General features: G+C 70.5%; 8 protein-coding genes. 6 read left to right on the top strand and 2 right to left on the bottom strand.

The window, feature by feature from the left end; all coding sequences use genetic code 11:
• Nucleotides 1–17 precede the first annotated feature (17 nt).
• Together ABZS61_RS11695 and ABZS61_RS11700 are read right to left on the bottom strand one after the other, a co-directional pair.
• On the bottom strand, nucleotides 18–1,040 hold the full coding sequence (locus ABZS61_RS11695; RefSeq protein WP_356418093.1) for an ABC transporter permease subunit: 1,023 nt from the start codon (nucleotides 1,038–1,040) through the stop codon (nucleotides 18–20).
• Nucleotide 1,041: 1 nt separating this feature from the next.
• A complete protein-coding gene (locus ABZS61_RS11700; protein WP_356418095.1) occupies nucleotides 1,042–2,715 on the bottom strand; it encodes an extracellular solute-binding protein in 1,674 nt (557 codons plus the stop codon).
• A 382-nt stretch (nucleotides 2,716–3,097) separates the two neighbouring features.
• Here ABZS61_RS11700 and ABZS61_RS11705 point away from each other — a divergent pair, with 382 nt between their 5' ends.
• From ABZS61_RS11705 to ABZS61_RS11730, 6 genes are all read left to right on the top strand, one after another.
• Complete coding sequence (locus ABZS61_RS11705) at nucleotides 3,098–5,956, top strand: glycoside hydrolase family 3 C-terminal domain-containing protein (RefSeq protein WP_356418097.1); 2,859 nt, start codon at nucleotides 3,098–3,100, stop codon at nucleotides 5,954–5,956.
• A gap of 61 nt (nucleotides 5,957–6,017) precedes the next feature.
• The gene (gene yicI / locus ABZS61_RS11710) at nucleotides 6,018–8,285 is read left to right on the top strand and encodes an alpha-xylosidase (RefSeq protein ID WP_356418099.1); all 2,268 of its coding nucleotides are present in this window, start codon (nucleotides 6,018–6,020) and stop codon (nucleotides 8,283–8,285) included.
• Nucleotides 8,286–8,573: 288 nt separating this feature from the next.
• The gene (locus ABZS61_RS11715; RefSeq protein WP_356418101.1) at nucleotides 8,574–10,106 is read left to right on the top strand and encodes an aldehyde dehydrogenase family protein; all 1,533 of its coding nucleotides are present in this window, start codon (nucleotides 8,574–8,576) and stop codon (nucleotides 10,104–10,106) included.
• A gap of 83 nt (nucleotides 10,107–10,189) precedes the next feature.
• Entirely contained in the window at nucleotides 10,190–11,761 is a 1,572-nt protein-coding gene (locus ABZS61_RS11720; RefSeq protein WP_356418103.1) for a GMC oxidoreductase, read from the top strand.
• The gene (locus ABZS61_RS11725; protein ID WP_356418104.1) at nucleotides 11,758–12,810 is read left to right on the top strand and encodes a glycine betaine/L-proline ABC transporter ATP-binding protein; all 1,053 of its coding nucleotides are present in this window, start codon (nucleotides 11,758–11,760) and stop codon (nucleotides 12,808–12,810) included. Before ABZS61_RS11720 ends, ABZS61_RS11725 begins: the two co-directional genes overlap by 4 nt.
• Nucleotides 12,810–14,792, top strand: coding sequence for an ABC transporter permease subunit (locus tag ABZS61_RS11730; RefSeq protein WP_356418106.1), 1,983 nt, complete (start codon nucleotides 12,810–12,812; stop codon nucleotides 14,790–14,792). The genes ABZS61_RS11725 and ABZS61_RS11730 overlap by 1 nt, the downstream gene beginning before the upstream one ends.
• Nucleotide 14,793: the final 1 nt, after the last annotated feature.

The raw sequence follows: 14,793 nt of genomic DNA on the forward strand, positions 1-14,793 counted from the left end.
TCCGGCGAGCAGGCTGCTCACTTCTTGTACACCCCCTGCTCGCCCATGAGATGAGCGACCTTGTTGGCCCCGAGGACCAGCAGCAGACCGAAGATTCCCTTGATGATTCCGACGGCCGACGCATAGCTGAAGTTGCCGTAGGTGATGCCGACGTTCCAGACGTAGGTGTCCAGGACTTCGGAGGCCCCCGGCCCGACGGCCGTGCGCTGGAGCAGGATCTGCTCGAAGCCGACGGTCAGTGCGTTGCCGACCTGGAGCACCAGCAGGAGGGCGACGACCGGGCGCAGGGCGGGCAGCGTGATGTGCCACATCCTCCGCCACCGGTTCGCGCCGTCCATCGCGCTCGCCTCGTACAGATCGGGGCTGACGGAGGCCAGGGCGGCCAGGAAGACGATGACGCCCCAGCCGGCGTCCTTCCAGATCATCTCGAAGGTGATGAGGAACTTGAACAGGCCGGGGTCGGTCATCAGGTCGATGCCCTCGTGGCCGTGGTCGCGCAGCGTCTGCGCGATGAGCCCCGCCCCGCCGAACATCTGCTGGAACACGGTGACGACCAGGACCCACGAGAAGAAGTGGGGCAGGTACAGGATCGCCTGGGCCACCGCCCGGACCCGAGGGCGCACGAAGCTGTTGATGAACAGCGCGAGCAGGATCGGGACCGGGAAGAACAGGGTCAGCTGCAGCAGGAAGATCACCAGTGTGTTCCGCAGCGCCGACCAGAACAACCGGTCGTTCACCATCTGCTGGAACCATTCGAGGCCGACCCACGGACTCTGCGCCATCGACTGGAACGCGTTGTCCGCGATGTACGGGTCGTAGTCCTGGAAGGCGACGACGTTGCCCGCCAGGGGGATGTACGCGAAGACCAGCAGGAGCAGCATCGCCGGCAGGGTCATCAGGATCAGCGTGCGGTCCCGGCGGAGCCGGTGACGCAGGGTGATGCCCCCGGCCGCCCGGCGCTCACGCCGCTCCGCGCCGCTCGTCTTCACCGGCGGCGTCCGTGTCGCTCGCGCGCGCCGGTCCTCTGTGCTCAGTGACATGTCAGGAGGCCGACTCGCCGGTCTCGTCGAGCAGCTTCTTGTACCAGTCGCGCAGCTGGTCGCCGCCCTTGGCCTTCCAGTCGGAGACGTTCTGCTGCATGTCGCTGATCTTCTTGCGGCCGCGCACGATGTCCTTCTCCAGGTCCTCGAACTGCGCGTTGAGTTCGGCGTACCGGGAGGGCTCCTGGATCTGCATCCCGTAGAAGAGGGGCTTCTTCAGGTGCGCGCCCTGCCGCTGCTGCCACTCGACCATGCCCTTGGCCACGTCGGGGTGGTCGGCGAAGGCCCGGAAGGGGGCGGGGGAGGCGATGTACTCGTAGGTCGCGAAGACCTGGTTGTTGCCCAGTTCCGTCTTGGTGAGGACGCCGTCCTTGAGCGTGTGGTGGGTTCCCTCGACGCCGTACGCCCGCAGACGCTGCTCCTTGGTGCCGTACGGGGCGGCGGCGAAGTTGGCGAGCGCCAGGACGTCCTCGATGGTCTTCTTGTCGGCCTTCTCGTTGATGAAGCACCAGATGTTGGAGGGGGACGCCTGGTAGAGGACGGGGGTGCCGCCGTCGTGGGCGAAGATGTCCATCGCGGCCATCTTGAACTTCGGGTTGTCCAGCCGCTGCACCGCCGTCTTGCCGTACCAGTCGGAGATGTCGGCGTTGTACATGAGGAGCTTGCCCGAGGCGAAGACGTTGCCCAGGTCACCCTGCTCGGCCTTGGCGTCGGGGTGCACGAAGCCCGCCGAGTAGAGCGAGCGCGACCACTCCAGGGCCTCGAGGTACTCGTCCGTCTCGTAGCGGTTGACCAGCTTGCCGTCGACGAGCTTCCAGTAGTACGGCTTCTCGGGCAGTGCCCCGAAGAAGTTGAACGCCGACCACGTCATGTCCGCGCACGCCCACACCTTGCTCTTCGGGGCGTTGATCTCCTTGCACAGGTCGAAGAACTCCTGCGTGGTGGTGGGGACCGAGTAGCCCTTCTCCTCGAAGATGTCGGCCCGGTAGAAGGGGGTGATGTTCGGCGTCGCCTCGGCCGGCATCGGGAGCCCGCGCAGCTTGCCGGCGAAGATCGCCCGCTGCCAGGCGCCGGTGGGGATGGCCGCGAGGTTCGGGTACGCCTTCACCTTGTCGCCGGAGAGGTAGGGGCCGAGGTCGGCGAACTTGTTGGCGATCGCGCTGGGTATCTTGCCGTTCAGTTCCCAGCCGGGGACGACGACGGCGTCCGGGATGCTGCTGGACGCGAGGACCGCGCCGAGCTTCTGCCCGTAGGTGTTGCCGTCCTGGTTCTGCCACTTGACCTTGACGCCGGCGCCTTCGTCCATCGCCGTCCAGTAAGGGTTGCCCTCGCCCGGCGAGGTCCCCCACAGCGGTGCCAGGATGCTCAGCTCGCTGCCCTTGCCGAGCTTCTTCGGCACGGAGACGGCGAGCTGGGCGGCGGGCAGCGCGGTGGTGAAACCGGCGGCCGAACCGTTCTTGCTGGGGATGTCCGGGGTGACCACGGCGGACGGCACGTAGGCGGGAAGCACGTCCTTGAGCTTCTTGCCGGTGGTGGTGCCCTCGTTCTTCGAGCTGCTGCCCGAACCGCCGCAGGCGGCGAGGAGCGGGATGCCCCCGCCCACAGCAGCCGCAACGACCGCGGTCGAGGCGAGGAATCTCCTCCGGCTCGGGACGGAGGGGGAGTTCGGCGTCATTGCGTCAACCCTTCGTGGTGCACCAGGACGATCCGGCGGTGGCGAGTGCCGTCCGGCTCCTGTGTCTTGAGGTAGCGGGCGTTACCGGCCGAGCCGGCAGCACTGCACCGGCTGAGGCGAAGCGGGTCGACCAATGTGTCGTCGAAGCGCTTCGATGTTGCAGCGAGATTAAGTGAAGCCATCCGGCCGCACAAGAGTCGGTTTCCAGATTCCTCGGACCTGTTTCCCAACCGTTTCCTGGTCGAACGCGGCCCGGACAACCGCAGCACTCGGCTCGGACCCTTGACACCTGCGGATTGTGCGCAGAGCATCGAAGCGCTTCGAAGATCCTTCGACACGCACCAGCCGTGAATACCTCCCACCTTTCCAAGGGGACCCGCACGTGACGGACCATCCGCTTCCCTTCCGCGACCCGCAGCTGACCTTCGCCCTGCGCACCGCCGATCTCCTCGGGCGGCTCACGCTCGACGAGCGGATCGCGATGCTGCACCAGTTCGCACCCGCGGTGGAGCGGCTGGGCCTCGGGCCGTTCCGTACGGGGCAGGAGGCCCTGCACGGAGTCGCCTGGATGGGCCCCGCCACGGTCTTCCCGCAGGCCGTCGGGCTCGGCGCGACCTGGAACGACGAGCTCGTCCGGCGGGTCGGCGAGGCCGTCGGCAACGAGGTGCGGGCCAAGCGCGCCGAGGACGACCGGGTGGGGCTCAACGTCTGGGCCCCGACAGTGAATCTGCTGCGCCACCCGCTGTGGGGCCGCGGCGAGGAGGGGTACTCCGAGGATCCGGCGCTCACCTCCGCGATCGCCGTCGCCTACACCCGGGGGCTGCGGGGCGACGACCCCCTCTACTGGCGCACGGCCCCGGTCCTGAAGCACTGGCTCGCGCACAACAACGAGACCGACCGCGACACCGCCTCCTCCTCGGTCCGCCCGCGCGTCCTGCACGAATACGATCTGCGGGCCTTCCGCAGTGCGGTCCGGGCCGGTGCCGTGGCCGGTGTCATGCCCGCCTACAACCTGGTCAACGGCCGCCCCAACCACGTCTCCCCGCTCCTGGCGCAGGAGCTGCGCAGCTGGACCGAACTGCCGCTCGTCGTCTGCTCGGATGCCGGGGCGCCCTCCAACCTGGTCGACTCCGAGCACTACTTCGACACCCACGAGGAAGCCACCGCCGCCTCCCTGAAGGCCGGTGTCGACAGCTTCACCGACCACGGCCAGGACTCCACCGTCATGACCGGACGCATCCGCGACGCGCTCGCCAAGGGCCTGCTCGACGAGGAGGACATCGACAACGCGGTCCGCAGGATCCTCGAACTGCGTTTCAGGCTCGGTGAGTTCGACCCCCAGATCGACCCGTACGCGGACGCCGCCGACTTCGACACGGCCGGGCACCGGGCTCTCGCGCTGGAGGCCGCGGAGCAGTCCGTCGTGCTGCTCCAGAACGACGGGCTGCTTCCCCTCGAACCGCGTGACGGCCGGACCGTGGCCGTCGTCGGGCTCCTCGCGGACGCCTGCAAGCTCGACTGGTACAGCGGCACACTCCTGCACCGTTCGACCCCGCTCGACGGACTTCGTGAGCGGTACGGCGCCGAGAACGTCCTCTTCGCCGAAGGCGCGGACCGGATCCGGCTGAAGTGCGCCGAGGGCTGGCTGACGGTGCCCGAGGCCGTAGCGGCGACGGACGGAGAGGCCCGTGGCGCCGAGGGCGCCCTCGACCCCGCGCTCCTCGCCGGCCGCACCGACCTCCCGCCGCTGACCTGCGGCGAGGCCGCCACCGAGCTCGCACTCGTCGACTGGGGCGAGGGCGTACTCACCTTCCGTACAGACGAGGGCCTGTATCTCTCCGTCGCCGACGACGGCTACGTACGGGCGTCCGCGGACGAGCCGGGTGGCTGGGTCGTCCAGGAGACGTTCCGCCGGGAAGCGGTGGAGGGACACGACGGCGGACACCGCCTTCTGCACATCGGGACCGGTGGGTACGTCACTGTCGCCGCCGACGGCGCAAAGGTTGCCGAGTCCGGCGAAAAGATTCCCGCGGCCCGCGCCACGGTCTTCGAGACCCAGACTGTCGAACGCGGTGAGGACGCCGTGGCCCGGGTCGCCGCAGCCGCCGACACGGTCGTCGTGGTCGCCGGGAACGACCCCCACATCAACGGCCGCGAGACCGAGGACCGTACGACGCTCGCCCTCCCCGCCCAGCAGGACCGGCTCTGGCGCACCGCGCACGCCGCCAACCCGCGCACCGTGCTCGTCCTCACCTCCGCCTACCCGTACGCGGTCCCCGACGCGGACGCAGAGCTTCCCGCCCTGCTCTGGACCGCCCACGGCGGCCAGGCCGCGGGCACCGCGCTCGCCCGGATCCTCGCCGGAGACGTGTCCCCGGCCGGACGGCTCCCGCAGACCTGGTACGCCTGCGACGACGATCTGCCCGGCCTGCTCGACTACGACATCATCGGCTCGCGGCAGACCTACCTCTACTTCGACGGCACCCCGCTCTACCCGTTCGGACACGGGCTCGCCTACACCGACTTCACCTACTCGGCCCTGCGGACGGCGCTGGAGGAGGAAGGGCTGCGGGTCTCGCTGACCGTCACCAACGACGGCGCCGTCGCCGCCGACGAGGTCTCCCAGCTCTACGTCCGGGCGGCGGACTCCCCGGCGGACCTGCCGCTGCGCCGACTGGTGGGCCACCGCCGGGTGCACCTCGCGGCGGGCGCCGCAGAACGCGTCGAATTCCTCGTACCCGTCGAGGAACTGGGCCACTGGAACGTGGCGCACGGCCGCTGGACCGTCGAGCCCGGCGCGTACGAGATCCTGGCCGGCGCCTCCAGCACCGACATCCGGCTCACCGCCACCGCGATCGTCGACGGTGAGGCCTCCGGCCCGCGCCCCGTCGTGGAACGCGGGCTGGAGGCCGCCGACTACGACGAGCAGCAGGGTACGGAGATCCTCGACCGTACGAAGACGGCTGGCGACACCGTGGCAGCCGTCGAAGCCGTCGGCCAACTCCTCTTCCGTGCCTGTGACTTCGGCGACGGCGTCCGGGGGATCAGCGCATCCGCCTCGGGCGCCGGATCCGTCACGGTGTCGGTGGACGGACGAACGGCGGAGATCGTGGTCCCCGCCACCACCGGACCGTACGACTACCGCACGGTCGAGGCCGCGCTCGACGCAAGCGGGGTGCACGACGTGCGCGTCACCCTGCAGGGGTCCGTACGCCTCGCCGGACTCGGGTTCACCGCGTGACGACCGTGCCGCACGCCCCCACCCCCCGACCGTTTCCCTGTGCCCCCGGCAAGGAGTCCTCATGAAGTTCACCGACGGCTTCTGGCTCATGCGTGAGGGCGTCCGCGCCTCCTACGCGACCGAGATCCGCGATCTGCGCGTCGAGGCCGACCGGTTCACCGCGTACGCCGCGGTCAAGCGGGTGGCCGCACGCGGCGACACGCTCAACACCCCTCTGATCACCGTCGACTGCTTCTCCCCGGCCGAGGGCGTCATCGGCGTACGCGTCACGCACCACGCCGGAAAGGCCCGGCGCGGTCCCGACTTCGCCCTCCTGCCCGGCGACGGCAACGTGCCCGCCGCCCGCACCCGCAGGGACGGTGCGGTCACCGAACTCACCAGCGGACCGCTGACGTTGCGCATGGACGGTGACGGCCCCTGGGGCATGACCTTCCTCGACGGCGACGGCCGGCGCCTCACCGGTGTCGACCCCAAGGGCACGGCGTTCGCCACGACCCCCGACGGCGCCCACCACATGGTCGCCCAACTCGCCCTGAGCGTCGGCGAGAACGTCTACGGTCTCGGTGAGCGCTTCACGCCGTACGTGAAGAACGGGCAGACCGTCGACATCTGGCAGGCCGACGGCGGCACCAGCAGCGACCTGGCGTACAAGAACATCCCGTTCTACCTCTCCTCGCGCGGCTACGGCGTCTTCGTCAACCACCCCGGCAAGGTCTCCTTCGAGATCGGCTCGGAGTCCGTCGGCCAGGTGCAGTTCAGCGTCGAGGACCAGTCGCTGGAGTACTACATCGTCGCCGGCCCGACCCCGAAGGAGGTCCTGGTTCGCTACACGGCCCTGACCGGTCGGCCCGCGCTGCCGCCCGCCTGGTCGTTCGGTCTCTGGCTCACGACCTCGTTCTGCACGTCGTACGACGAGGAGACCGTCACCTCGTTCGTCGACGGGATGGCCGAGCGTGGCATCCCGCTCAGCGTCTTCCACTTCGACTGCTTCTGGATGCGCGAGTACCAGTGGTCGGACTTCCTCTGGGACCCCGAGGTCTTCCCCGACCCGGAGGGCATGCTGGCCAGGCTCAAGGAGCGCGGGCTGCGGATCAGCATGTGGATCAACCCGTACATCGCCCAGAAGTCCGTGCTGTTCGCGGAGGGCGCCGAACTGGGCTACCTGGTGCGGCGGCCCAACGGCGACATCTGGCAGTGGGACCTGTGGCAGCCCGGCATGGCGCTGGTCGACTTCACGAACCCCGCAGCCCGCGAGTGGTACAACAGCAAGCTGCGCGCGCTGCTCGACCAGGGTGTCGACTGCTTCAAGACGGACTTCGGCGAGCGCATACCGACCGATGTGGTCTGGCACGACGGCTCCGACCCCGAGCGGATGCACAACTACTACGCGCAGCTCTACAACCGCACGGTCTTCGAACTCCTGGAGAAGGAGCGCGGCACGGGCGAGGCGGTGCTCTTCGCCCGCTCGGCGACCGCGGGCGGACAGCAGTTCCCGGTCCACTGGGGCGGCGACTGCTTCGCCTCGTTCACCGCGATGGCCGAGTCGCTGCGCGGCGGTCTCTCGCTGAGCCTGTCCGGTTTCGGCTTCTGGAGCCATGACATCGGCGGCTTCGAGGGCACCCCCGACCCGGCGGTCTTCAAACGCTGGCTCGCCTTCGGCCTGTTGTCCTCGCACAGCCGGCTGCACGGCAACGTCTCCTACCGGGTGCCGTGGGCGTTCGGCGAGGAAGCGGTCGACGTGGCGCGGAAGTTCACCCTGCTCAAGCACCGCCTGATGCCGTACCTGTACGGGGTCGCGGCCGAGGCCCATCGCACGGGCATCCCGATGATGCGCCCCATGCTGGTCGAGTTCCCCGGCGACCCGGCCTCCCGCACCCTGGACCGGCAGTACATGCTCGGCTCCGATCTGCTGGTCGCGCCCGTCTTCACCGAGGACGGAGAGGTCGAGTACTACGTACCCGAGGGCACCTGGACGTCGCTGCTCACCGGCGAACGGATCACCGGTCCCGCCTGGCGCCACGAGACCCACGGCTTCGACAGCCTGCCCCTGCTGGTCAGGGACGGGGCGGTGCTCCCGTGGGGCGCCGACGACCAGCGCCCGGACAGCGACTGGCTGGACGGCCTCACCCTGCGGGTGTTCGGCTCCGGGGACGGTGAGCGGACGGTCACCGTGCCGGACCTGACCGGTGCCCGCGCGGCGGCGTACCGCGTCGTACGGGACGCCTCGGGCGTGCACGTCGTGGCGGAGGACACCGACCGTCCGTACCGCGTGAGTGTGGAGGAGTCCGGAGCGACGGGGGAGGGGACGGGGGCCGTGACGGTCCTCTGATCCGCCACTCTCCCGCACGACGGTCTCCGCCTACTCGCACGAGGTCCCACCGCCTTCCCGCACGACGGCCCGCCGCCGGCCCCCACCAGGGGCCGGCGGCGGGCCGTTCTGCGTTACCACGGGTACGGCAGTGAGTCATGTCACCCAGAGTGAATTTCTCGGCATACATCTCGCCGGACCGGAAAGGGGTCCAGGCTGCTGGTGTGCCCCCATCCCGGTGCACCGGCGCGGAACAGTGCTCGGCCGGACCGGTGCGGAGCGATTCAGGCACGGAAGGCAGACCACTACATGTCGGCTCACCCCTCGGCGGCTCACCCCGCGACGGTGCTGGACACCATCCACATCGACGGGGCCTGGCAGGCCGCGGCGTCGGGCGCGACGCGCGAGATCCTCGACCCCGCCGACGCCACCGTCCTGGCCCACGTGGCCGAGGGCGGCCCCGGCGACACCGACGCGGCCGTCGCCGCCGCGCGCCGTGCCTTCGACGACGGCCCCTGGCCGCACAGGCCCGTCGCCGAGCGCGCCGGGCTGCTGCGCCGGGTCGCCGACCTCCTCCAGCGGGACCGTGAGGAGATCGCGATCACCGAGAGCCGCGACACCGGCAAGACCCTGGAGGAGGGGCGCGTCGACGTCGACGACGTGACCAACGCCTTCCGCTACTTCGCCGACCTCGTGATGAACGAGAGCGGCGGCCGGGTCGTCGACGCGGGCGACCCCGACGTCCACAGCATCGTGGTCCACGAGCCGGTCGGCGTCTGCGCCCTGATCGCCCCGTGGAACTACCCGCTGCTCCAGGCCAGCTGGAAGATCGCCCCGGCGCTCGCCGCCGGCAACACCTTCGTGCTCAAGCCCAGCGAGGTCACGCCGCTCTCGACCGTGCACCTCGTCCGGCTGCTCGCCGAGGCCGGTCTGCCGGACGGCGCGGCCAACCTCGTGACCGGCGCTGGCGACCCCGTCGGCGCCCGGCTCTCCGAGCACCCGGACGTGGACCTGGTCTCCTTCACCGGCGGCCTCGCCAGCGGTACGAAGGTGGCCCTGGCCGCCGCACCCACGGTCAAGAAGGTCGCCCTGGAACTCGGCGGCAAGAACCCCAACGTGGTCTTCGCCGACGCGTGCGCCACTGACGAGGACTTCGACACCGCCGTCGACCAGGCACTGAACGCGGCGTTCTTCCACAGCGGCCAGGTCTGCTCCGCCGGGAGCCGGCTCATCATCCAGGAGTCGGTCTCCGAACGCTTCGTCACCGAGCTCGCCCGCCGCGCCGACGCGATCCGGCTCGGCCGCGGCACCGTGGACGGCGTCGAATGCGGCCCGCTCGTCTCCGCCCAGCAACTCGCCAAGGTCGAGGCGTTCGTCGCCTCCGCCCGCGAGGAGGGCGCGATCGTGCGCTCGGGCGGTGCCCGCCCCGAACCCTCGGACGTACGCCCCGCCGGCGGCTACTTCTACCGGCCCACCGTCCTGGACGGCTGCCACCGGGGGATGAGGGTGGTCCGCGAGGAGACCTTCGGGCCGATCCTGACCGTCGAGACCTTCCGTACCGAGGAAGAGGCCGTCCGGCTCGCCAACGACACGGACTACGGGCTCGCGGGCGCCGTCTGGACCACCGACGCGGGCCGTGCCCGACGCGTCGCGGGACGGCTGCGGCACGGCACCGTCTGGATCAACGACTACCACCCGTACCTCCCGCAGGCGGAGTGGGGCGGCTTCGGCAAGTCCGGCACGGGCCGTGAGCTCGGGCCCACCGGGCTCGCGGAGTACCGCGAGGCCAAGCACATCTACCAGAACCTCAACCCGCGCCCGCAGCGCTGGTTCGCGGGCTGAACCGGTCGGCGTCCACCTGACGTACTCCCGGCTGTTCGCAGCACCACGCACACGCAAGCACCTTGCAGAAGGAGCAGTGACCGATGCCCCCGTCCCCCCGCACCGCACGCCCCGAACCTGTCGACTACGTGATCGTCGGCGGCGGCACCGCCGGCTCGGTGATCGCCTCCCGCCTCACCGAGGACCCCGGGGTCACCGTCACGGTCATCGAGGGCGGCCCCACCGACATCGACCGCGACGACGTCCTCACCCTGCGCCGCTGGCTCGGACTCCTCGGCGGCGACCTCGACTACGACTACCCCACGACCGAACAGCCGCGCGGCAACTCCCACATCCGGCACAGTCGGGCGCGGGTCCTCGGCGGCTGCTCCTCGCACAACACGCTGATCAGCTTCAAGCCGCTGCCCGGTGACTGGGACGAGTGGGCCGAGGCGGGCGCCGAGGGCTGGGACGCGGCGTCCATGGACCCGTACTTCGCACGGCTGCGCAACAACATCGTGCCGGTCGACGAGAAGGACAGGAACGCCATCGCCCGCGACTTCGTCGACGCGGCGCAGGCGGCGGCCGGGGTCCCGCGCGTCGACAGCTTCAACAAGAAGCCCTTCCACGAGGGGGCCGGCTTCTTCGACCTCGCCTACCACCCGGAGAACAACAAGCGGTCGTCCGCATCCGTCGCCTATCTCCACCCGCACATCGAGGCCGGTGACCGCCCCAACCTCGAGATCCTGCTGGAGACCTGGGCGTACCGGCTGGAGTTCGAGGGCAACCGCGCCACCGGCGTGCACGTGCGCACCGAGGACGGCGAGGAGGTGCTGCTGCGCGCGGCCCGTGAAGTCATCGTCTGCGCGGGCGCGGTGGACACCCCGCGGCTGCTCATGCACTCCGGAGTCGGACCGGCGAAGGACCTGAAGGACCTCGGCATCCCCGTGGTCCACGACCTCCCCGGTGTCGGCGAGAACCTGCTCGACCACCCGGAGTCGGTCATCGTCTGGGAGACCGACGGTCCCATCCCGGAGAACTCCGCCATGGACTCGGACGCGGGCCTGTTCGTACGCAGGGATCCCGAATCCCGGGGACCCGACCTGATGTTCCACTTCTACCAGATCCCCTTCACCGACAACCCGGAGCGCCTCGGCTACGAGAGGCCCGCGCACGGGGTGTCGATGACCCCGAACATCCCCAAGCCGCGCAGCCGCGGCCGGCTCTACCTCACGAGCGCCGACCCCGAGGTCAAACCCGCCCTGGACTTCCGGTACTTCACGGACGACGACGACTACGACGGCCGCACCCTGGTCGACGGGATCAAGCTCGCCCGCGAGATCGCGAAGACCGAACCGCTGGCCCACTGGCTCACCCGCGAGGTGTGCCCGGGCCCCGAGGTGACCTCCGACGAGGACATCAGCGAGTACGCCCGCAAGGTCGCGCACACCGTCTACCACCCGGCCGGAACGTGCCGGATGGGCGCCCAGGAGGACGCCACCGCGGTGGTCGACCCCCAGCTGCGCATCCGCGGCCTGCAGGGCATCCGTATCGCGGACGCGTCCGTCTTCCCGACCATGCCCGCCGTGAACCCCATGATCGGCGTGCTCATGGTGGGCGAGAAGTGCGCCGAACTGCTCTCAGCAGCCCAGACCGCCGGAGGCGATGTCCGATGACCGAAGCCAGTACCCCTGTTTTCAGCGTCCGCGACCTCTGGAAGGTCTTCGGCCCCAAGGCCGACCGCATACCGGGCAGTGCGTACGCGGATCTGCCCGCCGCCGAACTGCGGACACGCACCGGCTGCACCGCCGCCGTACGCGACGTCTCCTTCGACGTGAAGAAGGGCGAGGTCTTCGTCGTCATGGGCCTGTCGGGTTCCGGCAAGTCCACCCTCGTACGCTGTCTGACCCGGCTGATCGAGCCCACCAGCGGCACCGTCGCCATCGACGGCGAGGACGTCCTGGCCATGGACCGCACCCGGCTGCGCGAACTGCGCCGCCACCGTGCCGCGATGGTCTTCCAGCACTTCGGGCTGCTGCCGCACCGCACCGTCCTGGACAACGTCGCCTACGGCCTGGAGATCCAGGGCCTCGGCAAGTCCGAACGCCGGGCCAAGGCGGCCGAGCTCGTGGACAAGGTCGGTCTGACCGGTCTCGAGAGCCGCCGCCCGGCCCAGCTCTCCGGTGGCCAGCAGCAGCGCGTCGGGCTGGCCCGCGCGCTCGCCGTCGACCCGTCCGTCCTCCTGTTCGACGAGCCGTTCAGTGCTCTCGACCCGCTGATCCGCAGGGAGATGCAGGACGAAGTCGTCCGGCTGCACAAGGAGGAAGGCCGCACCATGGTCTTCATCACCCACGACCTGAGCGAGGCACTGCGCCTGGGTACCCGCATCGCCCTGATGCGCGACGGCGGCATCGTGCAGCTCGGCACCCCCGAGGAGATCGTCGGGTCGCCCGCCGACGACTACGTCCGCGAGTTCGTGCGCGACGTACCGCGCGAACAGGTTCTCACCGTCTCCACCGCCATGCGGCCCCCGGCCGCCGGAGAGAGTGAACACGGCCCGGCACTGCGCCCCGAGGCCACCGTCTTCGAGGCCATCGAGGCGGTCTCCCGCTCCGGTGACCGGACAGCACGGGTCATGGCCGACGGCAGGCTGGTCGGCGTCGTCGACCATGCCTGCCTGCTCGACGTGGTCGCGGGCACGGGGGCCCACGAGGTGAGCGTCTGATGGCAACCGCCCAAGCCGCCACCACGGCCCCCGTGAGCCCTCCGGGCAGCGGACCCCTCGCCGCCCTGCGCGGTCGCCCCGCACTCGGCAAGCTCCTGATCCTGCTGGTGATCGCCGCAGTCGCCGTCCCCCTGCTCCACGCGCGGTGGGGCGGGGGAGTCTGGCCCGCGGCCCTGACCGTCGACCTGACCGCGCCGCTCGGCGAGGTCAACGACTGGATCATCGCCAACCGCGACAGCCACCCGCTGTTCCTCTACTTCTTCGGCCACATCAGCAACGCCGTCGTCCTGTCCGTACGCGGCGTCTACCTGGTGCTGCTCGCGCTCGGCTGGGCCGGTGTCACCGCCCTCGCCGCGGTCGTCGCCTGGCGGGTGGCCGGACTGCGGCTCGCGCTGACCGCCGCCCTCTGCTTCGGCGTCTGCGGCCTGCTGGGCATGTGGGTGCCGACCATGCAGACGCTCGCGCTCATGATCGTCGCCGTGCTCGCCTCCGTGGTGCTCGGCATGCTCCTCGGGCTCGCCGCCGGGCTCTCGGACCGCACGTTCCGGGTCCTGCGGCCCGTCCTGGACACCATGCAGGTGCTGCCCGCCTTCGCGTACCTGCTGCCCGTCGTGCTGGTCTTCGGCATCGGAGTGCCCGGAGCGGTTCTCGCGACCGTCGTCTACGCGGCTCCGCCGATGGCACGGCTCACCGCGCTCGGTCTGCGCGGCGCCGACGCCGGTGTCATGGAGGCCGTGGCCTCGCTGGGCGCGACCGGCAGGCAGCGGCTGCTGACGGCACGGCTGCCGCTTGCCCGCAAGGAACTGCTCCTCGGCCTCAACCAGACGATCATGATGGCCCTGTCGATGGCCGTCATCGCCTCCATCATCGGCGCCGGTGGACTCGGCGACCGCGTCTACCAGGCCCTGTCCTCGGTGGACGTCGGTGCCGCGCTCGCCGCGGGCATCCCGATCGTGCTGCTCGCCGTCGTCCTGGACCGTACGACCGAGGCGGCCGGCCGGAGGATCGGCGCGGAACCCGCCGGGCCCGCGGCCCTGCGCGGACCGCGCGGCTGGGGACTCGCCGCGGTGATCGCCGCGGCCGTCGCCGTCGCCGGACGGTTCACCGGCGGCCGCATCTGGCCCGAGAGCGGGATCGTGGCCATCGCCGGCCCGGTCAACACCGCCAAGGACTGGATGGTCGACCACCTGTACACCGGTGTCCCCGTCATCGGCGGCACCGCCGACTGGGCCGCCCACTTCACCAACTGGATCCTCAACCCGCTGCGCGGCGGACTGCAGGGCCTGCCCTGGTGGTCCGTCCTGCTGGTCGTCGCCGCCCTCGCCTGGACCATCGGCACCTGGCGCACGGCGCTGACGGCCGTGCTGGCCATGGCCGCCATCGGGGTCCTCGGTGTCTGGGAGCCGTCGATGGACACGCTCAGCCAGGTCCTCGCCGCCGTCGCGGTCACCCTGGTCCTCGGTTTCGCCATCGCCATCGGCGCCGCACGCAGCGCACGCCTCGAACGGCTGCTGCGACCCGTCCTGGACGTGTTCCAGACCATGCCGCAGTTCGTCTACCTCATTCCTGTCGTCGCCCTCTTCGGCGTAGGCCGCGCCCCCGCCGCCGCGGCAGCCGTCGTCTACGCGCTGCCCGCCGTCGTCCGCATCACCACCCAGGGACTGCGGGGCGTCGACCCCGCCGCGATGGAGTGCGCCCGCTCGCTGGGTGCCACGAGCGGCCAGCAGTTGCGCCAGGTCCAGCTCCCGCTGGCCAGGCCCGCCCTGCTGCTCGCCGTCAACCAGGGCGTCGTCCTGGTCCTGGCGGTGGTCATCATCGGCGGACTCGTCGGTTCCGGAGCCCTCGGGTACGACGTCGTGTTCGGCCTCGCCCAGGGCGACCTGGCCACCGGCCTCGTCGCCGGTGCCGCCATCGTCTGCCTCGGGCTGATGCTGGACCGGGTCACCCAGCCCACCACCCGCCGCAGCCGGAAGGAGAGCTGAC

The organism is Streptomyces sp. NPDC005566 (assembly GCF_040605575.1).
GTDB lineage: Bacteria > Actinomycetota > Actinomycetes > Streptomycetales > Streptomycetaceae > Streptomyces.

Coding starts and splice junctions, on each gene's coding strand:
- yicI (WP_356418099.1), top strand. CDS start 6,018: ATGAAGTTCACCGACGGCTTCTGGCTCATGCGTGAGGGCGTCCGCGCC.
- ABZS61_RS11715 (WP_356418101.1), top strand. CDS start 8,574: ATGTCGGCTCACCCCTCGGCGGCTCACCCCGCGACGGTGCTGGACACC.
- ABZS61_RS11700 (WP_356418095.1), bottom strand. CDS start 2,715: ATGACGCCGAACTCCCCCTCCGTCCCGAGCCGGAGGAGATTCCTCGCC.
- ABZS61_RS11725 (WP_356418104.1), top strand. CDS start 11,758: ATGACCGAAGCCAGTACCCCTGTTTTCAGCGTCCGCGACCTCTGGAAG.
- ABZS61_RS11695 (WP_356418093.1), bottom strand. CDS start 1,040: ATGTCACTGAGCACAGAGGACCGGCGCGCGCGAGCGACACGGACGCCG.
- ABZS61_RS11730 (WP_356418106.1), top strand. CDS start 12,810: ATGGCAACCGCCCAAGCCGCCACCACGGCCCCCGTGAGCCCTCCGGGC.
- ABZS61_RS11720 (WP_356418103.1), top strand. CDS start 10,190: ATGCCCCCGTCCCCCCGCACCGCACGCCCCGAACCTGTCGACTACGTG.